The organism is Corynebacterium sp. HMSC065D07 (assembly GCF_001810695.1).
Lineage (GTDB): Bacteria > Actinomycetota > Actinomycetes > Mycobacteriales > Mycobacteriaceae > Corynebacterium > Corynebacterium hesseae.
This window is the reverse complement of the sequence record NZ_KV802471.1, coordinates 96,880-118,712: the sequence shown is the minus strand read 5'-3', so window position 1 is coordinate 118,712 and position 21,833 is coordinate 96,880. Positions and strand designations below refer to the sequence as shown.

The 21,833-nt window shown below is 64.6% G+C and carries 22 protein-coding genes; 14 read left to right on the top strand and 8 right to left on the bottom strand.

Going from position 1 to position 21,833, the window contains the following annotated elements:
• The first annotated feature begins 53 nt into the window (after nucleotides 1–53).
• Entirely contained in the window at nucleotides 54–1,355 is a 1,302-nt protein-coding gene (locus HMPREF2760_RS09660; protein WP_070564940.1) for a MocR-like pyridoxine biosynthesis transcription factor PdxR, read from the top strand.
• 43 nt (nucleotides 1,356–1,398) lie between these two features.
• On the opposite strand, the gene HMPREF2760_RS09655 is transcribed toward HMPREF2760_RS09660, so the two are convergent.
• The 3 genes from HMPREF2760_RS09655 to HMPREF2760_RS12890 are packed head-to-tail and all read right to left on the bottom strand — an operon-like array spanning nucleotide 1,399 to nucleotide 2,787.
• A complete protein-coding gene (locus tag HMPREF2760_RS09655) occupies nucleotides 1,399–2,037 on the bottom strand; it encodes an anti-sigma factor (protein ID WP_070521432.1) in 639 nt (212 codons plus the stop codon).
• Nucleotides 2,034–2,642 (bottom strand): sigma-70 family RNA polymerase sigma factor, encoded by a 609-nt coding sequence (locus HMPREF2760_RS09650; protein WP_070597152.1) that lies wholly within the window; start codon nucleotides 2,640–2,642, stop codon nucleotides 2,034–2,036. The genes HMPREF2760_RS09655 and HMPREF2760_RS09650 overlap by 4 nt, the downstream gene beginning before the upstream one ends.
• Nucleotides 2,643–2,649: 7 nt before the next feature.
• The gene (locus HMPREF2760_RS12890) at nucleotides 2,650–2,787 is read right to left on the bottom strand and encodes a hypothetical protein (RefSeq protein ID WP_167595548.1); all 138 of its coding nucleotides are present in this window, start codon (nucleotides 2,785–2,787) and stop codon (nucleotides 2,650–2,652) included.
• A 170-nt stretch (nucleotides 2,788–2,957) separates the two neighbouring features.
• On the opposite strand from HMPREF2760_RS12890, the gene HMPREF2760_RS09645 reads away from it, so the two are divergent.
• The 4 genes from HMPREF2760_RS09645 to HMPREF2760_RS09630 all read left to right on the top strand — a co-directional run bounded on the left by HMPREF2760_RS09645 (nucleotide 2,958) and on the right by HMPREF2760_RS09630 (nucleotide 7,717).
• Nucleotides 2,958–4,538 (top strand): cytochrome c biogenesis protein CcdA, encoded by a 1,581-nt coding sequence (locus HMPREF2760_RS09645; RefSeq protein WP_070597151.1) that lies wholly within the window; start codon nucleotides 2,958–2,960, stop codon nucleotides 4,536–4,538.
• Between the two features lie 10 nt (nucleotides 4,539–4,548).
• Entirely contained in the window at nucleotides 4,549–5,151 is a 603-nt protein-coding gene (locus HMPREF2760_RS09640) for an MBL fold metallo-hydrolase (RefSeq protein WP_070521612.1), read from the top strand.
• A gap of 99 nt (nucleotides 5,152–5,250) precedes the next feature.
• A complete protein-coding gene (locus tag HMPREF2760_RS09635; protein WP_070597150.1) occupies nucleotides 5,251–6,570 on the top strand; it encodes an O-acetylhomoserine/O-acetylserine sulfhydrylase in 1,320 nt (439 codons plus the stop codon).
• A complete protein-coding gene (locus HMPREF2760_RS09630) occupies nucleotides 6,518–7,717 on the top strand; it encodes a homoserine O-acetyltransferase MetX (protein WP_239249254.1) in 1,200 nt (399 codons plus the stop codon). The genes HMPREF2760_RS09635 and HMPREF2760_RS09630 overlap by 53 nt, the downstream gene beginning before the upstream one ends.
• A 10-nt stretch (nucleotides 7,718–7,727) precedes the next feature.
• Here the strand turns inward: HMPREF2760_RS09630 and HMPREF2760_RS09625 are convergent, their stop codons facing one another.
• Complete coding sequence (locus tag HMPREF2760_RS09625) at nucleotides 7,728–8,042, bottom strand: DUF3017 domain-containing protein (protein ID WP_046648384.1); 315 nt, start codon at nucleotides 8,040–8,042, stop codon at nucleotides 7,728–7,730.
• 75 nt (nucleotides 8,043–8,117) lie between these two features.
• Complete coding sequence (locus HMPREF2760_RS09620) at nucleotides 8,118–8,972, bottom strand: bifunctional methylenetetrahydrofolate dehydrogenase/methenyltetrahydrofolate cyclohydrolase (protein WP_070527991.1); 855 nt, start codon at nucleotides 8,970–8,972, stop codon at nucleotides 8,118–8,120.
• Between the two features lie 24 nt (nucleotides 8,973–8,996).
• Between HMPREF2760_RS09620 and HMPREF2760_RS09615 the strand changes: the two genes are divergently transcribed.
• From HMPREF2760_RS09615 to HMPREF2760_RS09595, 5 genes are all read left to right on the top strand, one after another.
• Complete coding sequence (locus tag HMPREF2760_RS09615; protein ID WP_070521448.1) at nucleotides 8,997–9,467, top strand: tRNA (cytidine(34)-2'-O)-methyltransferase; 471 nt, start codon at nucleotides 8,997–8,999, stop codon at nucleotides 9,465–9,467.
• A 14-nt stretch (nucleotides 9,468–9,481) separates the two neighbouring features.
• The gene (locus tag HMPREF2760_RS09610; protein WP_070521452.1) at nucleotides 9,482–11,377 is read left to right on the top strand and encodes a pyruvate kinase; all 1,896 of its coding nucleotides are present in this window, start codon (nucleotides 9,482–9,484) and stop codon (nucleotides 11,375–11,377) included.
• 140 nt (nucleotides 11,378–11,517) lie between these two features.
• Nucleotides 11,518–11,766, top strand: a complete 249-nt coding sequence (locus HMPREF2760_RS09605) for a FeoA family protein (protein WP_070521454.1) — start codon at nucleotides 11,518–11,520, stop codon at nucleotides 11,764–11,766.
• Between the two features lie 3 nt (nucleotides 11,767–11,769).
• A complete protein-coding gene (gene feoB / locus HMPREF2760_RS09600) occupies nucleotides 11,770–13,704 on the top strand; it encodes a ferrous iron transport protein B (RefSeq protein ID WP_070597148.1) in 1,935 nt (644 codons plus the stop codon).
• A complete protein-coding gene (locus tag HMPREF2760_RS09595) occupies nucleotides 13,704–13,967 on the top strand; it encodes a FeoC-like transcriptional regulator (RefSeq protein ID WP_070597147.1) in 264 nt (87 codons plus the stop codon). The genes feoB and HMPREF2760_RS09595 overlap by 1 nt, the downstream gene beginning before the upstream one ends.
• Here the strand turns inward: HMPREF2760_RS09595 and HMPREF2760_RS09590 are convergent.
• Nucleotides 13,945–15,348 (bottom strand): PH domain-containing protein, encoded by a 1,404-nt coding sequence (locus tag HMPREF2760_RS09590; protein WP_070597146.1) that lies wholly within the window; start codon nucleotides 15,346–15,348, stop codon nucleotides 13,945–13,947. The genes HMPREF2760_RS09595 and HMPREF2760_RS09590 overlap by 23 nt on opposite strands.
• Complete coding sequence (locus HMPREF2760_RS09585; RefSeq protein ID WP_070530705.1) at nucleotides 15,345–15,794, bottom strand: PH domain-containing protein; 450 nt, start codon at nucleotides 15,792–15,794, stop codon at nucleotides 15,345–15,347. The genes HMPREF2760_RS09590 and HMPREF2760_RS09585 overlap by 4 nt, the downstream gene beginning before the upstream one ends.
• A 58-nt stretch (nucleotides 15,795–15,852) precedes the next feature.
• Here HMPREF2760_RS09585 and HMPREF2760_RS09580 point away from each other — a divergent pair, with 58 nt between their 5' ends.
• Nucleotides 15,853–16,113, top strand: a complete 261-nt coding sequence (locus HMPREF2760_RS09580; RefSeq protein WP_070597145.1) for a helix-turn-helix transcriptional regulator — start codon at nucleotides 15,853–15,855, stop codon at nucleotides 16,111–16,113.
• A gap of 7 nt (nucleotides 16,114–16,120) precedes the next feature.
• Entirely contained in the window at nucleotides 16,121–16,594 is a 474-nt protein-coding gene (locus HMPREF2760_RS09575) for a hypothetical protein (protein WP_070597144.1), read from the top strand.
• A gap of 5 nt (nucleotides 16,595–16,599) precedes the next feature.
• Here the strand turns inward: HMPREF2760_RS09575 and HMPREF2760_RS09570 are convergent, their stop codons facing one another.
• Complete coding sequence (locus tag HMPREF2760_RS09570; RefSeq protein ID WP_070597143.1) at nucleotides 16,600–19,737, bottom strand: error-prone DNA polymerase; 3,138 nt, start codon at nucleotides 19,735–19,737, stop codon at nucleotides 16,600–16,602.
• Between the two features lie 164 nt (nucleotides 19,738–19,901).
• Between HMPREF2760_RS09570 and HMPREF2760_RS09565 the strand changes: the two genes are divergently transcribed.
• Together HMPREF2760_RS09565 and HMPREF2760_RS09560 are read left to right on the top strand one after the other, a co-directional pair.
• Nucleotides 19,902–20,792, top strand: a complete 891-nt coding sequence (locus HMPREF2760_RS09565; RefSeq protein WP_070597142.1) for a MetQ/NlpA family ABC transporter substrate-binding protein — start codon at nucleotides 19,902–19,904, stop codon at nucleotides 20,790–20,792.
• A gap of 35 nt (nucleotides 20,793–20,827) precedes the next feature.
• Complete coding sequence (locus HMPREF2760_RS09560) at nucleotides 20,828–21,733, top strand: MetQ/NlpA family ABC transporter substrate-binding protein (RefSeq protein ID WP_070597141.1); 906 nt, start codon at nucleotides 20,828–20,830, stop codon at nucleotides 21,731–21,733.
• The last annotated feature ends 100 nt before the right edge of the window (nucleotides 21,734–21,833 follow it).

Here is a 21,833-nt window from a genome sequence, read left to right as displayed (position 1 = left end):
CCAAGACAAGAGCCATTTCCCGAGTGTTGAATTAGACCACTTATGATGGGGCCGTGTCTTTCCGTCTCGACCCATCTGATACGCGCGCGCTGCCGGTGCAGATCGCCGAAGCCCTCCGCACCCAAGTCGCGGCGGGCATTCTGCTGCCCGGCGAGCAAGTTCCGTCGACGCGATCGCTAGCCCGCGATTTGGGCGTTTCCCGAGGCAGTGTGGTCACCGCCTATGAACAGCTCACCGCCGAGGGCTACCTGACCGCGGCGGTTGGATCGGGCACCGTCATCAACCCGCACCTGCCCCACGGGCGCGCCCCGCAGCCTCATCCTGCGCCACGGCCCTCCCCTGCCCCACCGCGCGTGGAGTTGACCCCCGGTTTGCCCGATACAGCCGGAATCATCACCCCCGAATGGAGGGCGGCGTGGCGCAAGGCCGCGGTGGATCCTTCCGGCGATCTCCCCCGCGAGGTGGCCGCGCACCTGCGCCACATGCGCGGGCTGACCGTCGACCCGGCTTATGTCGTCATCACCGCCGGCGCCCGCGACGGGCTGTCGGTGCTGCTGCGCGCGCTGGGCGGCCATTTGCGCGTGGGCGTGGAGTCCCCCGGCTACCCCAGCCTGCGCCGCATCCCCCAGGCCTTGGGACACACGCTTGTCGACGTCCCCACTGACGCCCACGGCGTCACCGTCCCCACCGTTGACCTCGACGTTCTCATCGTCACCCCCTCCCACCAGCACCCCTATGGCGGTTCGCTGCCGGCTGCCCGGCGCGCGGAGCTCGTCGAGTGGGCGCGCGGCAATGACGTGCTCATCATCGAGGATGATTTCGATTCCGAGCTGCGCTACGTCGGCCAGCCCTTGCCCGCGCTCACCGCGCTCGCCCCGGAACACACGGTGTTGCTGGGCACGTTTTCCTCGGTGATTTCGCCGTCGATTGCGTGTGGCTATCTGGTCGTGCCGCCGAACCTGCGCGCGGGCGTGGACCGCGTGCGGGAGGTCTTCGGCCAGCCCGTCGGCTCTATTCCCCAGGCGGCGCTGGCGAACTACCTGGCCAGCGGGGCGCTGCGGCGGCATACCGGGCGGATGCGCCGTGCTTACAAGCGTCGCCGCGACCTCGTCCAAGCCGCGCTGGAAGACACTCCCGCTACCCTTCTGCCCATCCACGGCGGGCTCCACGCGGTGTTGTTGTGTGAGGAGGGCGTCGTCCAGCGCGCGGCCGATCTGGGCCTCACGCTGACCCCGCTGCGCGATTATTGGGGCGGCGCGCCCGCCGAGGAAGGCGTGGTCTTGGGCTTTGGGCATTTGAGCGACGTCGAACTCGCCGCCGCGCTGGAGCTGGTCAAGCAGGCTTTAACTAGCTGACACGTAGCTGGCCTGGCGCGTAGCTGCCCTATCGCATACAAGGCTAGCTAGCGCTGGCCAAAGTAACGGTGGCGAGGGTGCGGCCTGTCGGTTGCTCGCTGCCGCCTGCGGGTTCCTCGGTGACCATGACTTTGACTGCCGCGCCGTCGAAGGGCATCCATACCCCATCGTGTGGGTCCTGGCCGATGACCCCCGCCGAAGCCATGCCGCCATCGGCGCTGACTGCCCATACCTGGGCGCCCATGCCATCGGCGAGCTGCGGCTGGCCATCCACCATCGCGCCGGATTTCTCCATCGACGCCGAAGACACGATATCCAGCTGTGCACCCGATGCATCGGCGTTGCCCTGCATGAGATCCTCTGCCCCCATGATGGCGTGCATCGACTTCTCGCCGGGCGATTCAGCCTCTACCCGCGCGCTATCGCTCGTCTGATTCTGCGAGTCATCGGACTGCAACAAGGGCGGCACGGCAACCATGCCTACTACGAGGACCGCCGCCGCAGCCGGCACCGCCACGAAGGCCCGCCAACGGCGGCGCGGAAGCTCGATGACCTCGGTAGCTTCGCCACCGTCAATTTCCGCAAAGACGGCATCTTTCATTCGCACCGGCGGTTCGACCTCGGGGAGGGAATCGAGGAAGTCATCGAAAGTCTCATCAGAAAACTCATGCGTGTTGCTCATCGCCCCTCCCTTCCGAGAATCGCTTTTAGCTTCTTAACACCGTCGCGCACGCGCGTCTTGGCCGTACCCAGCGGTACTCCCGTTGATTCTGCCAGCTCAGCATGCGTCAAGCCATCGAAAAAAGCGAGCGCCACCGCGGTGGAATGCGGCTCCCCAATCTCGACGACGGCCCGGCGCAGGAGGTGAGCCTCCACATTGTTCAGGGCTTCGTCTTCAATCGGCTCAGCAAAAGTGGCGTGCTCAAGCTTCGAGTCGCGGTCATCGCGCTGCACTGCGGCCACATGGCTGCGCAGCTTATCGACGGCCCTCCCATGCGCCAACCTGCCCACCCACGAGCGAGCATTCCCCCGTCGCGGGTCAAACTTCGCGGCGGAGGTCCAGACCTCAACGAAGACGTCTTGAGCAACTTCCTCTGCTAAGGCGGGATTGCGCAGAACGCTCAGGCACACGCTGTACACGGTGGGTGCGAGGGCGTCGTACAGCGCGCTGAAGGCATGCTTATCTGCGGAAGCGGTCTGAACCAAAAGGCGGTTCAGCCGCTCGTGTTCATTGGGGGACATCGCAGGCACGGGTGTTGAGCTTACCTCCAGCAGCGGGGTGGACATGGCAGTTTTACTTAGTCATTTCCTCGCTCGGGGCCATCATCTCCGAGCTGGGCATCATGTCCATGTCTTCCTTCTTGTCGTTGCAGGCGACCAACCCACTGGCGGCAACAGCAAGTGCAGCGGCGACAGTAACAAGCTTCTTCATTTCGGTGCTCCTTCTTCAAGCAATCGGGGCTCGGCTTTTCCGGGCCCTGTATCTGACTATTCGGAGCCGCCCCGCGATGCGGATTGGATGGATTTAAAACCAATCCGTTTTTCACTCGTGCTCCGAACTAGTTGCATACCCACACCGCACACCAAGCGAAGGAGTACAGCATGCTATCAACGCTGTTCATCGGGTTTACCGGTGGCCTTATCACGGGCATCTCGCCCTGCATCTTGCCGGTCTTGCCGCTGGTCCTCGCCGTTAGCGGCGGCTCACGGTGGCGGCCATGGCAGGTCGTGGGCGGACTCGTCACAAGTTTCAGCCTCGTCACGCTGTTTGCCACAACGCTGCTCAATTCCCTGGGCCTGCCGGCCGACATCCTGTGGAAAGTGGGAATCGCGCTGCTCGTTCTCGTGGGCCTGGGAATGGTGTTTCCCCGCGTGCAAGAAATCCTTGAGTGGCCTTTCCAGAAACTCTCGAAAGCTGGCAGCTTGCAATCCAAGGCCCGCGGCAAAGGCGGGTTCGTCGTCGGCTTGGCCATGGGGGTTGTCTTCGTCCCCTGCGCCGGCCCTGTACTCGCCGCCATCTCCGTGGCGGGCGCCACTGGGACTGTCGACGCCCACATCCTCACCCTCTGCCTCTCCTTCGCTCTCGGCGTGGCCATCCCCCTGCTGGCCTTCGCTTTGGGCGGCAACGAGGTGGGCAAACGCGTCGATGCTTTCCGCTCCCACCAGCGCGGGGTGCGCATCACCGCGGGAGTGGTAGTTATCGCCATGGCTGGTGCGATTTCACTCGGCGCGCCCGCCTGGCTGCAGCAGAAGCTCCCCAGCATCAACGCCGACGCCACCCCAGTTGAGCAGGCCGCCCGAACAGCCGAAGGAACCCCAGTGCCCGCGTTCGCGGGGTTGACCGGCTGGTTCAACACGGATCTGCCGGTCGATCCGCGTACCTCTGGCAAGGTCACCCTCATCGATTTCTGGGCCTATGCCTGCATCAACTGCCAGCGCAACAACACGCACCTGACCAAGCTCTATGCGCACTACAAGGACTACGGCCTCGACATCGTCGGCATCCATGCGCCGGAATACGCTTTCGAGCACGAGGCTGCCAACGTGCGCCGCGCGGCCCGCGAGCAAGGAATCGAATACCCGGTGGCGCAAGACAATGACTTCGCCACGTGGAAGAACTTTGGGAATCGGTACTGGCCGGCGCACTATGTCGTCGACAAGCACGGCATGCTGCGCCAATCCCACCATGGCGAGGGCGACTACGCCGAGACCGAGCGCCTCATTCGTGAGCTTCTCCTCGAGCGCGACCCCAGCATAGAGCTACCCGAACCAATCGAGACCGCCGATGCGAACAGCGCGCCGCGCTCGCCGGAGACGTACCTCGGCACCGCACGCGCACAGTATTTCGCCAACGCCGACTACCGCGTCGGCACGCACCAGTTCACCATGAACGAGCCGCCGTTAGGTCAATATTCGCTGGGCGGGACGTGGACGCTGGCCGACCAGCCCATCACCGCCGGACCTCACGCGCGCCTGCGACTGAACTACCGCGCCGCCCGGGTACAGCTCGTGGCATCAGGGCAAGGAACGGTTCGCGTGCATCACGCCGATGGTTCGGTCCGCACCTTTGACATCACCGAGGACGGCACGGTGGATCTCGTCCGGGAACCTGACAATCACACCGAAACAATCGAGCTGGAAGTAAGCGAAGGGCTCTCGCTGTATTCCTTTACTTTTGGCTAGCGTGGGAATCATGAAGCTATCTCTGCATGGACAATCCGCCGTGGCCGTCGAGGCACCCCAGGGTCGCATCGTTATCGACCCCGGTCCCCTCTCTGACCTGAGCTGCCTCGAAGGCGCCGAAGCGGTGCTGCTCACGCACGCACACGGTGACCACCTCGACGTCGATGCCGTGCGCGGGAGCGGCCTGCCGGTGTGGGGAACGCGGGAGGCTATCGACGCCCTCGGCTCCGGCACCATCGTGCATGCTGGAGAGACGTTTACAGTTCTGGGCCTTGAGATTCACGCGGTGGGCGGCCTCCACGAGGAGATCCACCCCAATATCCCGCGCCCGGAGAACCTGGGTTATTTCTTCGGCGGCGTGCTGCACCCCGGCGACCAGTGGGTTGTCTCGGAAGGACTCACGGTAGACGTGCTCCTGCTCCCCATCGCCGGCCCGTGGGTGCGCGGGGCGGATGCCGCGGATTACGCCATGCGCATCGGTGCGCGGCTTACGGTTCCCATCCATGACGCCGTGCTTTCCGACGCCGGCAAGCAGATCACCGACGGCATGCTCCAACGCGCCGGGGTGAGCGGCTATCGGCGCCTGCGGGTTGGTGAAAGCATCGAAATCTAAGCCGAACCAACCGCTCGGTCTATTTTTATTCTCGGGCTTGCCTGCGGTTTCTAGAAAACCACTAACGGCACTGAACCGCTTGGTCTAGCCTTTCCTGACATGAGCACCAAATACGATAATTCCAAAGTCAACGAGTGGTCCTTTGCCACCCGCGCCCTCCACGCCGGCCAGAACCTGGACGGCTCCACCAACGCACGCAACGTGCCGATTTACCAAACCACCTCGTATGTCTTCAACGACGCCGAGCACGCCGCCAACCGCTTCAACCTCTCGGATGCCGGCCCGATTTATACCCGCCTGACCAACCCCACGCAGGACGCGCTGGAGGAGCGCCTCGCTTCCCTCGAAGGTGGCGTGGCCGCCGTGGCTTTCGCCTCCGGCCAGGCCGCCGAGACCGCTGCCATCCTGAACCTGGCCTCCGCCGGCGACCACATTGTCACCTCCCCGCGCCTCTACGGTGGCACCTCCACCCTCTTTACCGTGACCTTGAAGCGCCTGGGCATCGATGTCACCCTCGTGGAGAACCCCGACGACCCGGCATCCTGGCAGGACGTCGTCCAGCCCAACACCAAGGCTTTTTACGGCGAGACCTTCGGCAACCCAGTCGCCGATGTCCTCGACATCCCCGCCATCGCCGAGGTAGCGCACAAGAACCAGGTCCCGCTCATCGTGGATAACACCATCGCCACCGGCGCGCTGGCCCGCCCGCTGGAGCTGGGCGCAGACATCGTCGTGGTTTCCACCACCAAGTTCTACAGCGGCAACGGCTCCGCCATCGGTGGTGCCATCATCGACGGTGGCTCCTTCGACTGGACCGTCGAGCGCGGCGGCGAGCCCGTCTTCCCCTACTTCGTCACCCCAGACGAGGCTTACCACGGCCTCAAGTACGCCGACTTGGGCGCGCCGGCCTTCGCCGTCAAGGCGCGCGCCGGCCTGCTGCGCGATACGGGTGCCGCCATCTCCCCCTTCAACGCCTGGCTGACGCTGAATGGCATTGAGACGTTGCAGTTGCGCGTCGAGAAGCACAATGCCAACGCCCAGGCCGTGGCCGAGTACCTGGAGTCCCACGCCAAGGTCACGAAGGTCAACTACGCCGGCCTGGAGTCCTCGCCGTACAAGGCCACCAAGGAGAAGCTGGGCTATGACTACACCGGCTCCGTGCTCTCCTTCGACATCGACGGCGGCCGCGAGGAGGCGTGGGCGTTTATCGATGCGCTGAAGCTGCACTCGAACCTGGCCAACATCGGCGATACTCGCTCATTGGTGGTGCACCCGGCGACCACCACGCACTCCCAGTCCGACGAGGCAGCGCTCAAGGCCGCGGGCATTACGCAGGCCACGGTGCGCCTGTCGGTGGGCATCGAGGATGTCAACGACATCATCGCCGACCTCGAGCGTGGGTTCGCGGCCATTGGTTAGCGCCATCCCGGAGCTCGCGCCCGAAGGCGAGCTCGCCGTCGTCCCCATCGGTGACTTCACCACCGAAGCAGGCGCCGTGCTTGCCGACGCCCACGTGGCCTACCAACGCTGGGGCGCTTTCGCCGGCGACCCGGACGGCGTCAACAATGTCTTGGTGGTCGAGCACGCGCTGACCGGGGATTCCAACGTGGCGGACTGGTGGGCCGACCTGGTGGGCCCAGGCAAGGCCCTGGACACCACGCGCTGGTGCGTTATCGCGACTAATGCGCTGGGCGGCTGCAATGGCTCGACGGGGCCGAAGTCGCTGCACCCGGATGGAAAGCCGTGGGGCGGGCGCTTCCCGGCGCTGTCGATTCGGGACTTGGTGGAGGCCGAGCACGACTGCTTGAAGGAGCTGGGTATTTCGCGTGTGCACGCGGTGCTCGGCGGCTCGATGGGCGGGGCGCGGACTCTGGAGTGGAGCTTGCTGCACCCGGAAAGCGTGTCGGCGGTGTGTGTGATTGCGGTGTCGGCCAGGGCTTCGGGCTGGCAGATTGGCATCCAATCCGCGCAGATTTCCGCCATTGAGCGCGACCCGTTTTGGCATGGCGGCAATTACTACCTCACGGACAAGACTCCGCGGGATGGCCTGGCGGCGGCGCGCCGTATCGCGCACTTGACGTATCGCGGCGAGCAGGAAATCGACGAGCGCTTCGGCGCTACCGCACAGCAAGGCGAGAATCCCTTGGGGCCGCACCGCCAGCTGAACCAGCGTTTCGCGGTGAACTCCTACCTGGATTACCAGGGGGCGAAACTCACCGAGCGCTTCGATGCGGGTTCCTACGTGGTTCTCACGGAGGCGCTGAACCGGCATGACGTCGGCCGCGGGCGCGGCGGGCTCATCAAGGCGTTGGCGGCCTCCCAGGTACCAACGATGGTGGTGGGCGTGGACACGGATATCCTCTACCCCTATCACCAGCAGGAGCACATCTCCCGCAACGCCAACCAGCTGCTGGCGATGGCCAAGATTGTCTCACCCGTGGGCCACGATGCTTTTCTGACGGAGACCCGGCAGATGAACCGTATCCTGCGCAACTTCCTGCTGCTCTCGGCGCCAAATGGCTTAGACGTGGGCCCTGCGTACGTGGGCGATGAGTATTACATCTAATCCTGTCTGATTACGATCCAAGCGCGTCGATGGAAAAGGCCATGAACACCATCGCCGCGCCCAAGATGCCTGTAAAGCAGGCGTCGAAGCGCCGGGAGCGCACCGCGAGCACGCCGACCCGCGAGGAATCGCAGGTCAGGCGGACCACCGTCAGCCACACCAGCGCCCCGCCCAGCAGCAGCGTGGCGCGGCGCCAGTGCTCGAACACGGCATAGAAGCCCGACACCACAACCGCCGCCACGAACAAGCCGATGGCCAACCACTGAAGAGCCGGCGGCAGCGCCGAGGGCTTCAGGTGCGCATCGTGCGGGTTCGATAAAGACACCGGCGGCGCAGTTTTCCCGCGCGGCTGTGCTGGTTGCTCAGACATACTCAATACTCGAGCGCTCGACTTCACGCGCTACTGAGCGGCGAGCTTTTCGGCACGCTCGACGATGTTGCTCACCAGGAACGCGCGCGTCAGCGGGCCCACGCCGCCCGGGTTCGGGGAAACGTAGCCGGCCTTCTCCCAGACGTCCTCAGCCACGTCGCCGGCGAGTTTGCCGTCGACGCGGGACACGCCGACGTCGAGAACCGCGGCACCTTCCTTAATCATATCGGCGGTGAGCATGTGTGCCTTGCCAGCGGCCGCGATGATGACATCGGCCTCACGGGTCTCCGCGGCCAAGTCCTTGGTGCCGGTGTGGCACAGCGTCACCGTGGAATTCTCGCTGCGGCGGGTCAGCATCAGACCAATCGGGCGGCCCACGGTCACGCCGCGGCCGATGACCACGACCTTGGCACCATCGAGCTCCACGCCGAAGCGGCGCAGCAGGTGGATGCACCCGTTCGGCGTGCACGGCAGCGGGGCGTCCTCGTTGAGCACCAGCTTGCCCAGGTTGATCGGGTGCAGGCCATCGGCGTCCTTGGCTGGGTCGATGAGCTCGAGCACGCGGTTTTCATCCAGGTGCTTCGGCAGCGGTAGCTGCACGATGTAGCCGGTGCAAGCATCGTCATTGTTGAGCTCTTCGATGACGCGCTCGAGTTCTTCCTGGGTAACGTCGCCAGGCAGGTCCTTGCGAATCGAATTGATTCCGAGCTTCTCGCAATCGCGGTGCTTCATCTTCACGTAGGAATGCGAACCCGGATCATCGCCCACCAGGACCGTGGCCAGTCCCGGGGTAATTCCCTTCTCCTTGAGGGCGGCCACGCGCTGGGCCAGGTCCTCAAAAATCTCGTCGCGGTACAAGTTGCCATCTAGTTTGGTAGCGCTCATGCCCACCATCCTAGACTGATGCCTATGAGCAGCTTGCACATTGTCTTCGACAACCCCGTGATCCCCACCAACACCGGCAACGCCATCCGCACCGCCGCCGTCACGGGCGCGAGCCTGCACCTCATCGAGCCGCTCGGCTTCAACTTCGAGGACAAACACCTCAAGCGCGCGGGCCTGGACTACCACGACCTGGCGGATCTCAAAATCCACAAAGACTTCGACGCCTGCATGGAAGCCCTGCCCGGTGCGCGGGTCTTCGCCTTCACCACCCACACAGATAAGTGGTTCACGGACATCGACTACCAGGAGGGGGACGTCCTCCTCTTCGGCACCGAGCCCACTGGCCTGCCGGAAGAGCACGCCTTCCATCCGCGTGTCACCGAACGCGTGCGCATCCCCATGATGCCGGCTAGGCGCTCGATGAATCTATCCAACGCGGCGTCGACGGCCGTGTACGAGGCCTGGCGCCAGCTCGGCTTCCGTGGCGCGGTCTAACAAGTCGCGGCACAATGTGGGTGGACTTTCACAACGAAGGAGAAACCTTGCCTAGCCTGCGCCCACTTCTTGATTCCCTCACTACCCGCATCGAAGCTTCGTCTGCCGCGCACGCCGCGCAGATCGCGCGCGTGGATCCCGTCCACCGCCCCGGCGCGGTTAACCTCGTGCGCTACATGGAATTGCGCTCCCAGGACGCCGTCGAAATCCAGGAAGGCCTCACGGCATTGGGCGCCACGAGCCTTAGCCATCCAGAGCCCGCGGTGCTTGAGCGCCTCCACGCCGCGCGCAACGTGCTCGACGCCTTCGATGGCCACGCACCGACCTACCCCGTGCAGCCGATTGCCACGGCCTATGCGGACGCGGACGATATCCTCGACGCCAACACCGAAGCCCTCCTCGGCCCCACTCAGGAGGACACCCACGCGCGCATCATGGTGACCCTTCCCACCGAGGCCGCAGATGACTATGAGCTGGTCCTCGGTTTCGCCCGCGCGGGCATGGAACTCGCCCGCATCAACTGCGCCCACGATGGCCAGGATGCCTGGCAGAAAATGGTGGCACACGTCCACCGCGCCGCCGAGGAGGTGAGGCGCGAGATCCTGATTTCCTGCGATATTGCGGGCCCCAAGGTCCGCACCGGCAGCATCGAGCCGGGTCCGCAGGTCATTCGCGTGCGCGGCGAGCGCACCGCGGCAGGTGAGCTGCTGAGCCCGGCAACGCTCGTGCTTCACGACGCCCCCTCCTCTACCCGCGCCCACGGGGTGGCGGGGGAGGCGTCGCCAAGCGCGGCACGCCCGGCGGTAGCGCTGGAGGTGGATGGCGAGTGGTTGGCGCGCCTGCACCCCGGCAGCGAGGTGCGCTTCACGGAAGCGCGCGGGCGCTCGCGTGTGTTCACCGTGGAGAGCGCGGAAGCAGGCGTGGCGGTGCTGCACGGTGATCGCAACTGCTACCTCGCCGAGGGAACGGTGTTGAGCCACGGCGGGGACACCACGCAGGTGCATGGGGTTCCGGCACTGGAGCAGAAGATTCGCCTGCACCGCGGCGAGGAGTTGGTGCTGAGCACTTCGCAGGAGCCGGCGCGCATCGTTGAGGGCGAGGTGACCACCATTGGGTGCACGCTGCCGGAGGTGGTCGGTGCGCTGGAGGTGGGCCACCGGGTGATTTTCGATGATGGCGCAATCTCCGGCCGCGTCCACGAGGTGCGGGACAACGGCGCTGAGCGCGAGGCTGTCATCACCGTGGAGCACGCCGGGCCCACCGGCACCAACCTGGCCGCCTATAAGGGAATCAACCTGCCGGATACTGACGTCCCGCTGCCCAGCCTCACCGAGGAAGACATCGAAGCGCTGCGTTTTGTGGCCACGCACTGCGATATCGCAGCGGTTTCCTTCATCCGCACTCCAGCTGATGTGGCCTTCCTCTATGACACGCTCGAGGAGATTGCCGCCGAGCAGGAGTCCGAGGAGATGGCGCAGCGCGTGCGTGACCTGGGCATCGTGCTCAAGATTGAGACGGTGCCGGCCTATGAGCAGCTGGGAAGCGTATTGCTGGAGGGCATGCGACATGCCAAGTTCGGCATCATGATTGCGCGCGGCGACTTGGCCGTGGAGTTGGGATTCGAGGAGATGGTCCAGGTACCGGGGCGGATCATGAAGGTCGCGGAGGCGGCACACATCCCGGTCATCATGGCCACGCAGGTGCTGGAGACCCTGGCCAAGACGGGGCTTCCCTCCCGCGCGGAAATCACGGACGCGGGCTATGCGCTGCGCGCGGAGTGCGTCATGCTCAACAAAGGCCCTCACATCACGGAGGCCATCCAGATTCTGGACCGCATGTCCCGCAAGCTGGGCCAGTCGCGGCTGAAGAACCGCCAAAAGCTGCGCCAGGTGAGCAGCTGGACCAACTAATTCAGGCAACATGTAGGAAACGCGGCGCCCCGAGCGCCGCGTGGTGAGGATCACCTAACCGAAAGCGGCGAAAACTAGACAGACCTATATTTACTTAGGTTAACCTATAACGGTAATGCTTTAGAGGAAGAGAGCTCACCGTGAAGTTGTCTGGGTGCCCACGGCAAACCGCCGACGCCATCCCCATGGGATGCACCATCACCTTGGGAAACGAGTGCATTTCCTGCACCTGCGACGCCGCTTTAGCGGTGCGCCTCGGCGAGCTGGGCATCCGCCCCGGCGCCACGCTGACCATGGGCCCGCGCGTGGCCGGCGGCGCCCGCGTTGTCTCGGTGGGCAGCTGCCGCTACGCCATCGACAAGGCAACACTGCAAGCCATCGAGGTCTAAACCATGGCCACCACGAAACCCAGCTGCCACGGCGATCCGGGCGGCGCGCTAGCCCCTGCCGGAGCACCCATCATCGCGCTCGTCGGCTCCCCGAATTCCGGCAAGTCCACACTCTTTAATGCCCTGACCGGCGCGAAGGCGCAGACCGGCAATTGGCCGGGAACCACCGTTGAGGTCAGCCGCGGTGCGTGGAAGCTGGGTGAATCCACCGCCGATCTCATCGACTTCCCCGGCACCTACTCGCTCGATCCGCTCAGCCCCGATGAGGCGCTCACCCGCGCCATGCTCATCGATTGCCCCGATGATGAGCGCCCCGACGCCGTCGTCGTGGTCGTCGATGCCAGCGCCGTCGCGCGCGGCCTCAACGTGGCCCTCCAGTTGGCGGAGCAGCCCTATCGCCTCATCATCGCGCTGACGAAGACCGACGTGGCGCTCAACCAGGGTCAAGTGGTTGACGCTGCTGCACTCACCGAGGCCACCTCCATCCCGGTGGTGGAGGTTGATGGGCGTAAGCGAGAGGGCGTCGAGAAGCTGCGCGAGGTCGTCGTGGAGTCTTTGGCGCACCACCCGGTGCAGCTGCGCGAGGACACCGGCCTGGAGGGCCGCTTCGCGGAGCTGGATGCGGCGGCGAAGGCCTCGGTGAGCGAGGTCGAGCATGCCACGCCACTCTCCCACCGCCTCGATGCGGTAGCCCTTCACCCGGTCGTGGGGCCACTGCTGTTCTTGGCCGTGATGTGGCTGGTCTTCCAGATCACCACCACGGTGGCCGCTCCCCTCCAGGATGGCCTGGAGGCGTTGGTCTCCGGCCCCTTGAGCGATTGGGCACGGGCGGGGCTTGAAGCCATCGGCTTAGGTCATCCCCTCGTTACGGGCTTGCTTGTCGACGGCCTCATCGGCGGCGTCGGCATGGTCCTCACCTTTGCCCCGCTCATGGCGCTGATGTTCTTGTGCTTGGCGGTGCTGGAGGATTCCGGCTACATGGCGCGCGCGGCGGTGGTCACGGATCGTCTTATGCGGGCCATCGGCCTGCCGGGCAAGGCCTTCATCCCCATCGTGGTGGGCTTTGGCTGTAACGTGCCGGCGATCTCGGCCACGCGCGTGCTGGGAAGCCCGCGGCATCGCATTATGACGGCGCTGCTCATCCCGTTTACCTCGTGCTCGGCACGCTTGGTGGTCTTCGTCATGCTTTCGGCCACGTTCTTCCCAGAGCATGCCGGCAGCGTGGTGTTCATCATGTACGTCATTTCCATCGCGCTGCTCGTGCTCGTTGGCTTGGCGCTGCGCAAGACGCTGTGGCGCGCGGTGCCTGAGGAAGCGCTGGTTATTGACTTGCCGACGTACCAGCTGCCCACCGTGCGCCTAGCGCTGAGCGTGATGTGGACGCGCTTGAAGGGCTTCCTGCAGACCGCCGGTGGCATCATCGTGAGCACCGTGGTCGTGGTGTGGCTGCTCATGGCCATCCCGGTTGGGGCCGCGGTGCACGAGACCACCTTGGGCGAGCCACCAGCACCGGAGGATTCCGCCTACGGCGCGGTCTCGCGCACCATTGCCCCGGCCTTTGCCCCGGCTGGCTTCGATTCGTGGTCCCTGGCGGGCCCGCTGGTGACGGGTTTCGTGGCCAAGGAGGCGCTGATTTCGACGTGGGCGCAGACCTACGCCGTCGACGACGTCACCGACGCCTCCGCCGAGGAACAATCCCACAGCGCGCTCAGTGACCACGTGCGTCAAGATTTCGACCGCGCCTCCGGTGGCCATCCCCTCGCCGCGGTGTGGGCCTACATGCTCTTCCTGCTGGCCTACACACCCTGCGTGGCCACGATTGCCGCGCAGCGCCGCGAGATTGGCTGGCGCTGGACGCTCTTCGGTTTCGGCATTCAGCTGGCCACCGCGTGGGTGCTGGCAGTGGCGGCCTTCCAGATTCTGAGGGTGTTTATCTAGTGCCTGCCTCGCCCATTCACGCCGTGCAGCAAGCCATCGAATCCGGTGTGCGCTCGCGCGTAGCCATCGCGGCGCAGACCGGGCTGGAGCCCGGCACGGTCGATGTGATTCTGGATCACCTCACTGCCAGCGGAGTGCTCGATATGGAGCCGCTCGGCTCCTGCCCCGCGGGCGGATGCGGGTCCTGTTCGGCGGCCTCGGCGTGTGCCGGCCCCAGCAGCACCCGCGGACCGGTGCTGCTTAAGCTTCGTCGCCGCCGCTAGGAGCAGGCGCAGACTCGAGGGCGGGGAGGCGGCGGGAGCGCAAACGGGTGAGGAGTTCGGAGGCGTCGGCAGGCGTGAGGTCCTGGCCGGCCATCTTGACTGGGCCCGCCACAAGGTCGAAGCGCACGGTGCGCACACCCGCGAGGTGACCCAACGGCCCCACCTTGAGAGTGAGCTCTTGGATGTGCGGGGTGCCAATCACCATGACGCGGCGGTTGATGCGGCCGCGATGCACGATGGTCACCGGCTGAGGCGATTCCACCAGCGTCACCGACTGCTGCTTACGGTCGACGGGACTGACCCAGGTGGCCCGGCGCGGGGAGGTATAGGTGGGCTGGGTGTGGCCTTCGGGGCGCGCATAGTCCTCAATCTGCGCGCGGTCTAGATCGGAGATGAGGGCTAGCAACTCCAGCGCCTGCTCCCGGGTGCCCACCGGCAGGATGCGCGTAGAACCAGATTGCTTGCCGCCGCCCTTCGCGCCATACCCGGCCACCGAGACGTGCACCTCGTACCAGCCGAAGCGCCTCCACAGGAAAGGCTGGCTCACCCGCACGCCGTGGATGCGACTGATGCGGATGGTTTGGCGGCGGCGGTCGGCAAGACCGTAGGAGACGTTGAGGGCGTTGGCGGGGGCGTCGTGAAGCGCGGTGAACGTCCACGAGGAATCCACCAGACTCCACACCCGCCCCACGAAGCCCACGATGATGGGCAGCAGCGCGGTCCACATCCCGGGGAGGAAGAGCAGGCCGCCGATGACGAGTGCGGTAACCAACGTGGGCAGGCGCAAAGCCTCAGCGGCAATCGTGCGCAGGATGGGAATCTCCGGGATCAAGGCGGCGGGGGTTTCCGGCGCTGGCTCACTGGCAGACCCCTTATTTGTGCGCCGCAGCAGCTCCGCGCGCAGCTCCTCCGCTGTCGCCTTGGTCAGGTACTCGATTTTGATGACGGAGGAGGTGCCGCCCGCGGTCTCCACACGGACTGCGGCCAAGCCCAATAGGCGCGCGATGATGGATTCCACGACATCCACCGCCTGGATACGCTCGTAGCGCGCGGAACGGAAGGACGTTGAGATGACGCCGTGGCGCAGCGCGATTTCATCCTCGGTGAGCTTGTAGCCGAGCTTGCGCCACCAAATTCCGGAGACGAGCCAAATCACCGTGCACACCAGCACGAAGGCACCGATGCCCAGCAGGGTGCCGCGGCCGACCTCGCCCAAGTGTCCACCCTGCACGTAGGACAGGACATCCGACACCATGGAGGCGTTGACGTTCACCGCGAGAACGGCCACCAGCGCCAGAATCAGCGACCAAAAACGCAGCAGCGGGGTGAGGCGGTGGACGCGGGTGTAGCCGTCGGCGTCGATAAGCGCGCGGTCCTTCACAGCCCACTCATCCTCTCGCGGGCCTTGACGGCGAGGCGCTCGCGCAGGGCGTCGGCGTCGGCAGCAAGGAGGCCAGGGATGGTGGCGTCACTGCTGGGCGACGCCGTGTGCAGCTTCACCTTTTTCAGCCCCATCGCCCGCTCGACGGGGCCGGCGGTGACGTCGACGAACTGGATGCGGCCGTAGGGCACGACGGTGAAGGTGTGCCAGATTTTTCCGCGGGTGACCAGTAGTTCGTCGGCGGTTTCCTGCCAGCCTAAGTTTTTGACCTGTGCGGGGATGAGCCACAGTTCGTAGAGCGCCCACACGAGAAACGTGCCGGCGACCCAATAGAGCCAATCCCACCAGAAATACGCTGCGGCGGCAGCGAGGGCGGCGAGGATAATGTCCCAGCTCAAATTCGTGATGTAGCGGGCTTTCGTGAGTGACGGGGATACGGGGTTCATGCCAACACACTAACACGAACCCTTGACAAGTTGTTGGGTTTATACAACACTGTGGTGCATGTCCCCAAAGAAAAAGCCAACCCGCCCACTATTTAACCGGGTCCGCGTGCTCCGCGCTGAACGGGACATGACGCGCGCACAGCTTGCCGACGCCATCGGGGTCAACCCCCAAACCATCGGCGCCCTCGAGCGCGGCGACCACTCCCCCAGCCTGGATCTCGCCTTCAATATCTGTGAGGTCTTTGACTTGCCTGTGGAAGCCGTGTTCTCCCGGACCGAATTCACTCCCATGTCCTCCGAAATCTACCGAAAGGACTAACTCGCTCATGTCCGCCGTCACCATTCCCGATTCCGTTAAGACCCGCAAGCGCTACATCACCCTGACCGACCTGTCCACCGCTCTCATCATCGCGTCCATCCCCCTGCAGTTCTGGAGCGCCTTTACCTCACTCATGGTGGCCGCCCTTGGAACTTTGCTGTGCGCGTTGATGACCGCTCGCCTGCGCACCACTATCAACGCGGCAGACCTACCCGGAACGGAACTTGATGAGTACCAAATGCAGCAGCACGTCGAAGCCCGCGACGACGGCCTCAAGTTCTCCCTCGCAGCACTCGTCATCTTGCTGCCAGTGACTGGCCTTATCGCCTGGGGTGCCCGAACCATGCCCATCATGGACGGCGTGTTCGTGTCCCAGCTCTACCTCAAGATCATCCTGCTGCTCATGGTGTGGGTGCCGTTCTCGGTGGCCCGTTCCCTGGCGGGAAAGATGAACCGCGACGAGCTCATCTCAAAAGAATAAACCTCTTAGCGGAAATCCCGCGAGCCGCGCGAAAGGGCCTCGCCGAAGGCCAGCGGCTCCAGCTGGTCCGCGGCAACGGTGACCGCCCCGGAGGCATTCTGCACGATGCCGCGCACGATGAGCGCGGGCGCCGTCCGCGCGGTGACTTTATCCCAGGCCCACAGGCCGGGCGTAACCATCACGTTCATCAGCCCGGTCTCATCCTCTAGGCCGAAGAAGACCACACCGGCCGCGGTCTGTGGTCGCTGGCGGTGCGTGACCACCCCGGCGATGCGCACGCGGGTGCCATCCTCCACGCCCGGCAAATCCGCCGCCGATAGGATGCCGCGGGCCTGCAATTCCCCACGAACCTGCTCCATCGGCTGCTGGTCGTGGGTCACGCCGGTGCTGGCCACGTCCGCCGCCATGAGCTCGAAAGCGCTCATGCCCGGCAAGGACGGCGCCTCAATCGCAGACAGCCCCGGCAGCATCCCCGCCCGTTCCGTTGCGGCCACGCCCGCCTGCCACAATGCCTGGCGGCGGTCCACCCCAAAGACATCCAAGGCCCCCGCCACCGCGAGGGCCTCCACGTGATCGACGGTGAGGTCGGCGCGGCGGGAGAGATCGGGGACGTCGCCAAACGGCGCAGCCGCCTCAATGCGGTCGGCGGCCTTATCCCCCAACCCCTTGATGAGGTTAAGCCCCAGGCGGATGCGCGCTTGACCGTCCGCGCCCACCACCACGCGCGCCTCGCGGCCCGACTCGTTGACGCTGACCGGCAACACCTCCACGCCGTGGCGGCGCGCATCCTGGATGAGGGACTGCGGTGAGTAGAAACCCATCGGCTGCGCGCGCAACAGGCCCACGCAAAACTGCGCCGGGTAATAGCGCTTAAACCACGCCGAAAAGTACACCAAGGAGGCGAAAGACTGCGAGTGGGACTCCGGGAATCCGTAGGCGGCGAAGGCCACGATCTTGGCCCACAACTTGTCCGCCACTTCCCCAACGATCCCGTTGGTCTTTTCCAAGCCCTCATAAAAGCGCTGCTTGAGCGCCGCCATCTTGGCTGGCGAGCGCTTCGAGCCCATCGCGCGCCGCAAGTCATCCGCCTCCGCGCCGCTGAACCCAGCGGCATCGACCGCAATCTGCATGAGCTGCTCCTGAAAGAGCGGAATCCCCAGCGTCTTGCCCAGGGACTTCTCCAACACCGGGTGGTCATAGGTCACCGGCTCCTTGCCATCGCGGCGACGCAGGTAAGGATGCACTGAGCCGCCTTGAATGGGGCCCGGGCGGATGAGCGCGACCTCCACCACGAGGTCGAAGAAGACCCGCGGCTTGAGCCTTGGCAGCGTGCTCAGCTGCGCGCGCGATTCCACCTGGAACACGCCCACCGCATCCGCGCGGCAGAGCATGTCGTAGACTTCCGGGTCAGCCAGGTCCAACTCCCACAGGTTGACCACCCTGCCGGCGCTTTCCTCCACCAAATCCATCATGTGATGCAGGGCTTCGAGCATGCCCAGGCCCAGCAGGTCGAACTTCACCAGCCCGGCCGCGGCACAATCATCCTTATCCCACTGCAGCACCGAGCGGTTTTCCATGCGCGCCCATTCCACGGGCACGACATCCGCAATTGGCCGGTCGCACAGCACCATGCCGCCGGAGTGAATGCCCAGGTGGCGCGGCTGCCCTATAAACTGCTCGGCCAAGGATTCAACGTCCGAAGGCGCGGGCGCGATCCCCTTCGACCAGGCATCGGCCGAACCCTGCGGGTAGCCCAACGCGCGGGCGGCATCCCGCAGCGCGCCTTTGCGGCGGTACGTAATCACGTTGGCCACCTGCGCGGCGCGCTCGCGGCCGTGCTTGGCATAGACGTACTGAATAACTTCCTCGCGCCGCCCCGATTCAATATCGATGTCAATATCCGGCGGGCCATCGCGGTCCGGGGAGAGGAAGCGCTCAAAGAGCAGGCCCGCGGAAATCGGCTCCGCATTCGTAATCCCCAGCGCGAAGCACACCGCCGAATTCGCCGCCGAGCCGCGCCCCTGGCACAGGATATTCTCCCGTTTACAAAAGTCCACGAGATCACACACGATGAGGAAGTAGCCGGGAAAGCCCAGCTGCTTAACGACGCCCAGCTCATACCGCATCTGCTCCCACGCCCGCTCCCGAATCTCCTTAGGCCGCGTGGCATAGCGCGCTGCCGCGCGCTCGAAGGTGAGGTGTTCTAGCCAGGACATCTCGGTATGGCCTTCCGGCACGTCGAAATCAGGCAGGTTTGGGGCCAGCGCCTCCCAGGTGAAGCTGCATTCCTCAAGGACGCGGACGGTTTCCGCGATGAGCTCGGGGCGCTCCGGAAACAGCTGCGCCATCTGTTCCCCGGAGCGCAGCCAGGACGAGCCCATGGGGTGGGAGTTGGGGGAGGCGTCGGCAAGCGCGAGGCGTCTAGACAAGGCTTCTTTCGCGCCGGCCAGCCGCGCGTGTTGCTGCGTGGCGGCAGCTGGGCGGGTAGAAGCGATGGCGCGCGAAACCGGCAAGGAATCCAGCAGTAGGTGGTGGTCCGTGTCCTCCGGGAGCTGGGTACAGGCATACTCCAGAACCATGCTGTCTATTTTTATTCCATCGACCAGAAGATCGAAATGCTCCGCCCACTCCCAGCCCACCAGGAACAGGCATTCATCCTGCAGCTGCTCGGCAATCTGCGCCAAGGGAGGATAGGACACGGCCCCCTTCTCCCCCGCCTCCATGTGGGCGCGGGCGATGAGCCGAGACAGGCGCCGATAGCCCTCCGGGGTGCGCGCCAAGACCGTCAGCGGGGCCGGATCCAGACTGAGCTCCGCACCAAAGACGGCGGGCAGCCCCACCTTGGCAGCAGCCTCCGCAAATTTCATGAGGCCATAGAATCCATCCCTATCTACCAGCGCAATCCCCCGCAGGCCCAGCTCGACGGCGCGCGCCACGAGCTCCTCCGGCTCGGAGGCACCATGAAGGAAGCTATACGAGCTCACCGCATGCAGCTCCACGAAGGGCACGGCGGAATGCCCAGCCTTCGGCTCCTCTGCCGCCCCCGGAAGGTGGTCCACCGGCACCGGGACGGGCCCTGGGCGGCCAGAGAGAATCCTCTCCACCCGGGACCACGGCAGTGCCTCACCCCCATTGAATCTCATAGCCCCACACACTATATTCGAACATGTATTCCAGTCAAGGTTTTCGTTGAACAAATACTCGGATAGACAAAGCGGTTCAATCGTTGCTAGTTTTTCGTGCAGTGCATACTCCTGCGGTGATACGACTTGCCGCACAAACCAAGAAGGGACACTAGGAACCCACTATGAGCATCCGTCGCGTACTTGCTGCCACCTCGGCAGCCGTCATCGCTGCAACCGGCCTGGTCGCTTGCTCCTCGGACTCCGCCGAGTCCGAGAACTCCGGTGAGGCCATTACCAAGGACTCCACCATCACCATCGGCACCACCGACGCCAACATGGAAGAGTGGGCCGTATTCCAGGACCTGGCCAAGGAGGCCGGCTTCGACGTCAAGCTGGAAAACTTCGCCGACTACAACACCCCGAACCAGGCTCTGGACCAGGGCAAGCTGACGACCAACAAGTTCCAGCACCTGAAGTTCCTGGCTGAATACAACAAGGGCAACGGCACCGACCTCGTCCCGCTGGCAGCTACCGAGATCTACCCGCTGGCCATCTACTGGAAGGACCACAAGGACCTCGGTGACGTCGAGGGCCAGGAAGTCGCCATCCCGAACGACTCCACCAACCAGGGCCGCGCCATCGGCCTGTTGGTCCAGGAAGGCCTGGTCACCCTCAAGGAGGGCAGCCCGCTGACCCCGACCCCGCTGGACATCGATGAGAAGAAGTCCAAGGTCAAGGTCACCCCGGTGGACGCCGCCCAGACCCCGGCCGCCTACGGTGAGGGCAAGCCTGCCATTATCAACAACTCCTTCCTCGAGCGCGCCGGCATTGACCCGCAGTCTGCCGTTGCTCAGGATGACCCGGACTCCACCGAGGCCGAGCCTTACATCAACGTCTGGGCCGTGCGTGCCGACGACGCCGATAACGAAACCCTCCACGAGCTGGCCAAGCTGTGGAAGGACCAGAAGGTCACCGACGCGGTCCTGAAGTCCTCCGGCGACACCGCCGTGGCTGTGGACCGCTCCCAGGAGGAGCTCCAGGAGATTCTGGACCGCCTCGAGGAGCAGGTTTAAGCAGCCTTCACTGACTAACTAGCAAAGGACGAATCATGCGCATCCGCCGTCTCGTAGCAGCCGCTGTAGCTAGCCTCGCTGCCGCTACCAGCTTGGTCGCTTGCTCGTCTGCAAGCTCCGATTTCGCCGCTGGTACCGCCGAGGATCCCATCATCATCGGCACCACCGACGCCGAGCTTCCGGAGTGGGGCGTGCTCAAAGAGCTCGCTGCCAAGGAAGGCATCGAGTTCGAGATGAAGAGCTTTACCGACTACGCCACCCCCAACCAGTCATTGGCTGAGGGGAGCACGGACACCAACAAGTTCCAACACTTAAAGTTCCTCGCCGAGTACAACGTGGGCAACGGCACAAACCTTGTCCCGGTGGCCTCTACGCAGGTCTACCCCATGCCTCTGTTCTGGAAGGGCCACGACAGCATCGACGGCATCGAGGGGCAGGACATCGCCATTCCGAATGACGCCACGAACCAGGGCCGCGCCATCAACCTGCTGGCAGCCAACGGTTTGCTGAAGCTCAAGGAAGAGGGCAAGCTCACCCCGGATCCCGCCGATATCGACGAGTCCGCTTCCAAGGTGACCATCACCCCGGTCGATGCCTCCCAGACTCCGTCCGCCTTCGGCGAAGGCAAGCCTGCCATCATCACTAACTCCTTCTTCAAGCGTGCGGGTATCAACCCGGCCGACGCCGTGCTTTACGACGACCCGGAAAACCCCAACGCCGACCCGGAGATCCTGTTCGACCCCTACGTCAACGTGTGGGCTGTGCAGGAAAAGGACAAGGACAATGAGAAGGTCAAGAAGCTGGCTGAACTTTACCTCTCCGATGAGGTGAAGGCCGCGGTGCAAGACACCACGGGTGGCACCACCATCTTCGTGGACAAACCACAGGCAGAGCTTCAGGAGATTCTGGAGCGCTTGGAAGAGGAAGCCTCCTCTAGCTAAGCGAATCTCCCTCACCCCCGCGCTCACGCTCGTTTGCGTGACCCGGGGGATTTTGCCCGTTACTCCCTGCTTATTCACTACACGGACACGTACAAAGGAA

Coding starts and splice junctions, on each gene's coding strand:
- HMPREF2760_RS09580 (WP_070597145.1), top strand. CDS start 15,853: ATGTCCCCAAAGAAAAAGCCAACCCGCCCACTATTTAACCGGGTCCGC.
- HMPREF2760_RS09640 (WP_070521612.1), top strand. CDS start 4,549: ATGAAGCTATCTCTGCATGGACAATCCGCCGTGGCCGTCGAGGCACCC.
- HMPREF2760_RS09655 (WP_070521432.1), bottom strand. CDS start 2,037: ATGAGCAACACGCATGAGTTTTCTGATGAGACTTTCGATGACTTCCTC.
- HMPREF2760_RS09585 (WP_070530705.1), bottom strand. CDS start 15,794: ATGAACCCCGTATCCCCGTCACTCACGAAAGCCCGCTACATCACGAAT.
- HMPREF2760_RS09615 (WP_070521448.1), top strand. CDS start 8,997: ATGAGCAGCTTGCACATTGTCTTCGACAACCCCGTGATCCCCACCAAC.
- HMPREF2760_RS09635 (WP_070597150.1), top strand. CDS start 5,251: ATGAGCACCAAATACGATAATTCCAAAGTCAACGAGTGGTCCTTTGCC.
- HMPREF2760_RS09610 (WP_070521452.1), top strand. CDS start 9,482: ATGTGGGTGGACTTTCACAACGAAGGAGAAACCTTGCCTAGCCTGCGC.
- HMPREF2760_RS09570 (WP_070597143.1), bottom strand. CDS start 19,737: ATGAGATTCAATGGGGGTGAGGCACTGCCGTGGTCCCGGGTGGAGAGG.
- HMPREF2760_RS09575 (WP_070597144.1), top strand. CDS start 16,121: ATGTCCGCCGTCACCATTCCCGATTCCGTTAAGACCCGCAAGCGCTAC.
- HMPREF2760_RS09560 (WP_070597141.1), top strand. CDS start 20,828: ATGCGCATCCGCCGTCTCGTAGCAGCCGCTGTAGCTAGCCTCGCTGCC.
- HMPREF2760_RS09650 (WP_070597152.1), bottom strand. CDS start 2,642: ATGTCCACCCCGCTGCTGGAGGTAAGCTCAACACCCGTGCCTGCGATG.
- HMPREF2760_RS12890 (WP_167595548.1), bottom strand. CDS start 2,787: ATGAAGAAGCTTGTTACTGTCGCCGCTGCACTTGCTGTTGCCGCCAGT.
- HMPREF2760_RS09620 (WP_070527991.1), bottom strand. CDS start 8,972: ATGAGCGCTACCAAACTAGATGGCAACTTGTACCGCGACGAGATTTTT.
- feoB (WP_070597148.1), top strand. CDS start 11,770: ATGGCCACCACGAAACCCAGCTGCCACGGCGATCCGGGCGGCGCGCTA.
- HMPREF2760_RS09645 (WP_070597151.1), top strand. CDS start 2,958: ATGCTATCAACGCTGTTCATCGGGTTTACCGGTGGCCTTATCACGGGC.
- HMPREF2760_RS09630 (WP_239249254.1), top strand. CDS start 6,518: ATGTCAACGACATCATCGCCGACCTCGAGCGTGGGTTCGCGGCCATTG.
- HMPREF2760_RS09565 (WP_070597142.1), top strand. CDS start 19,902: ATGAGCATCCGTCGCGTACTTGCTGCCACCTCGGCAGCCGTCATCGCT.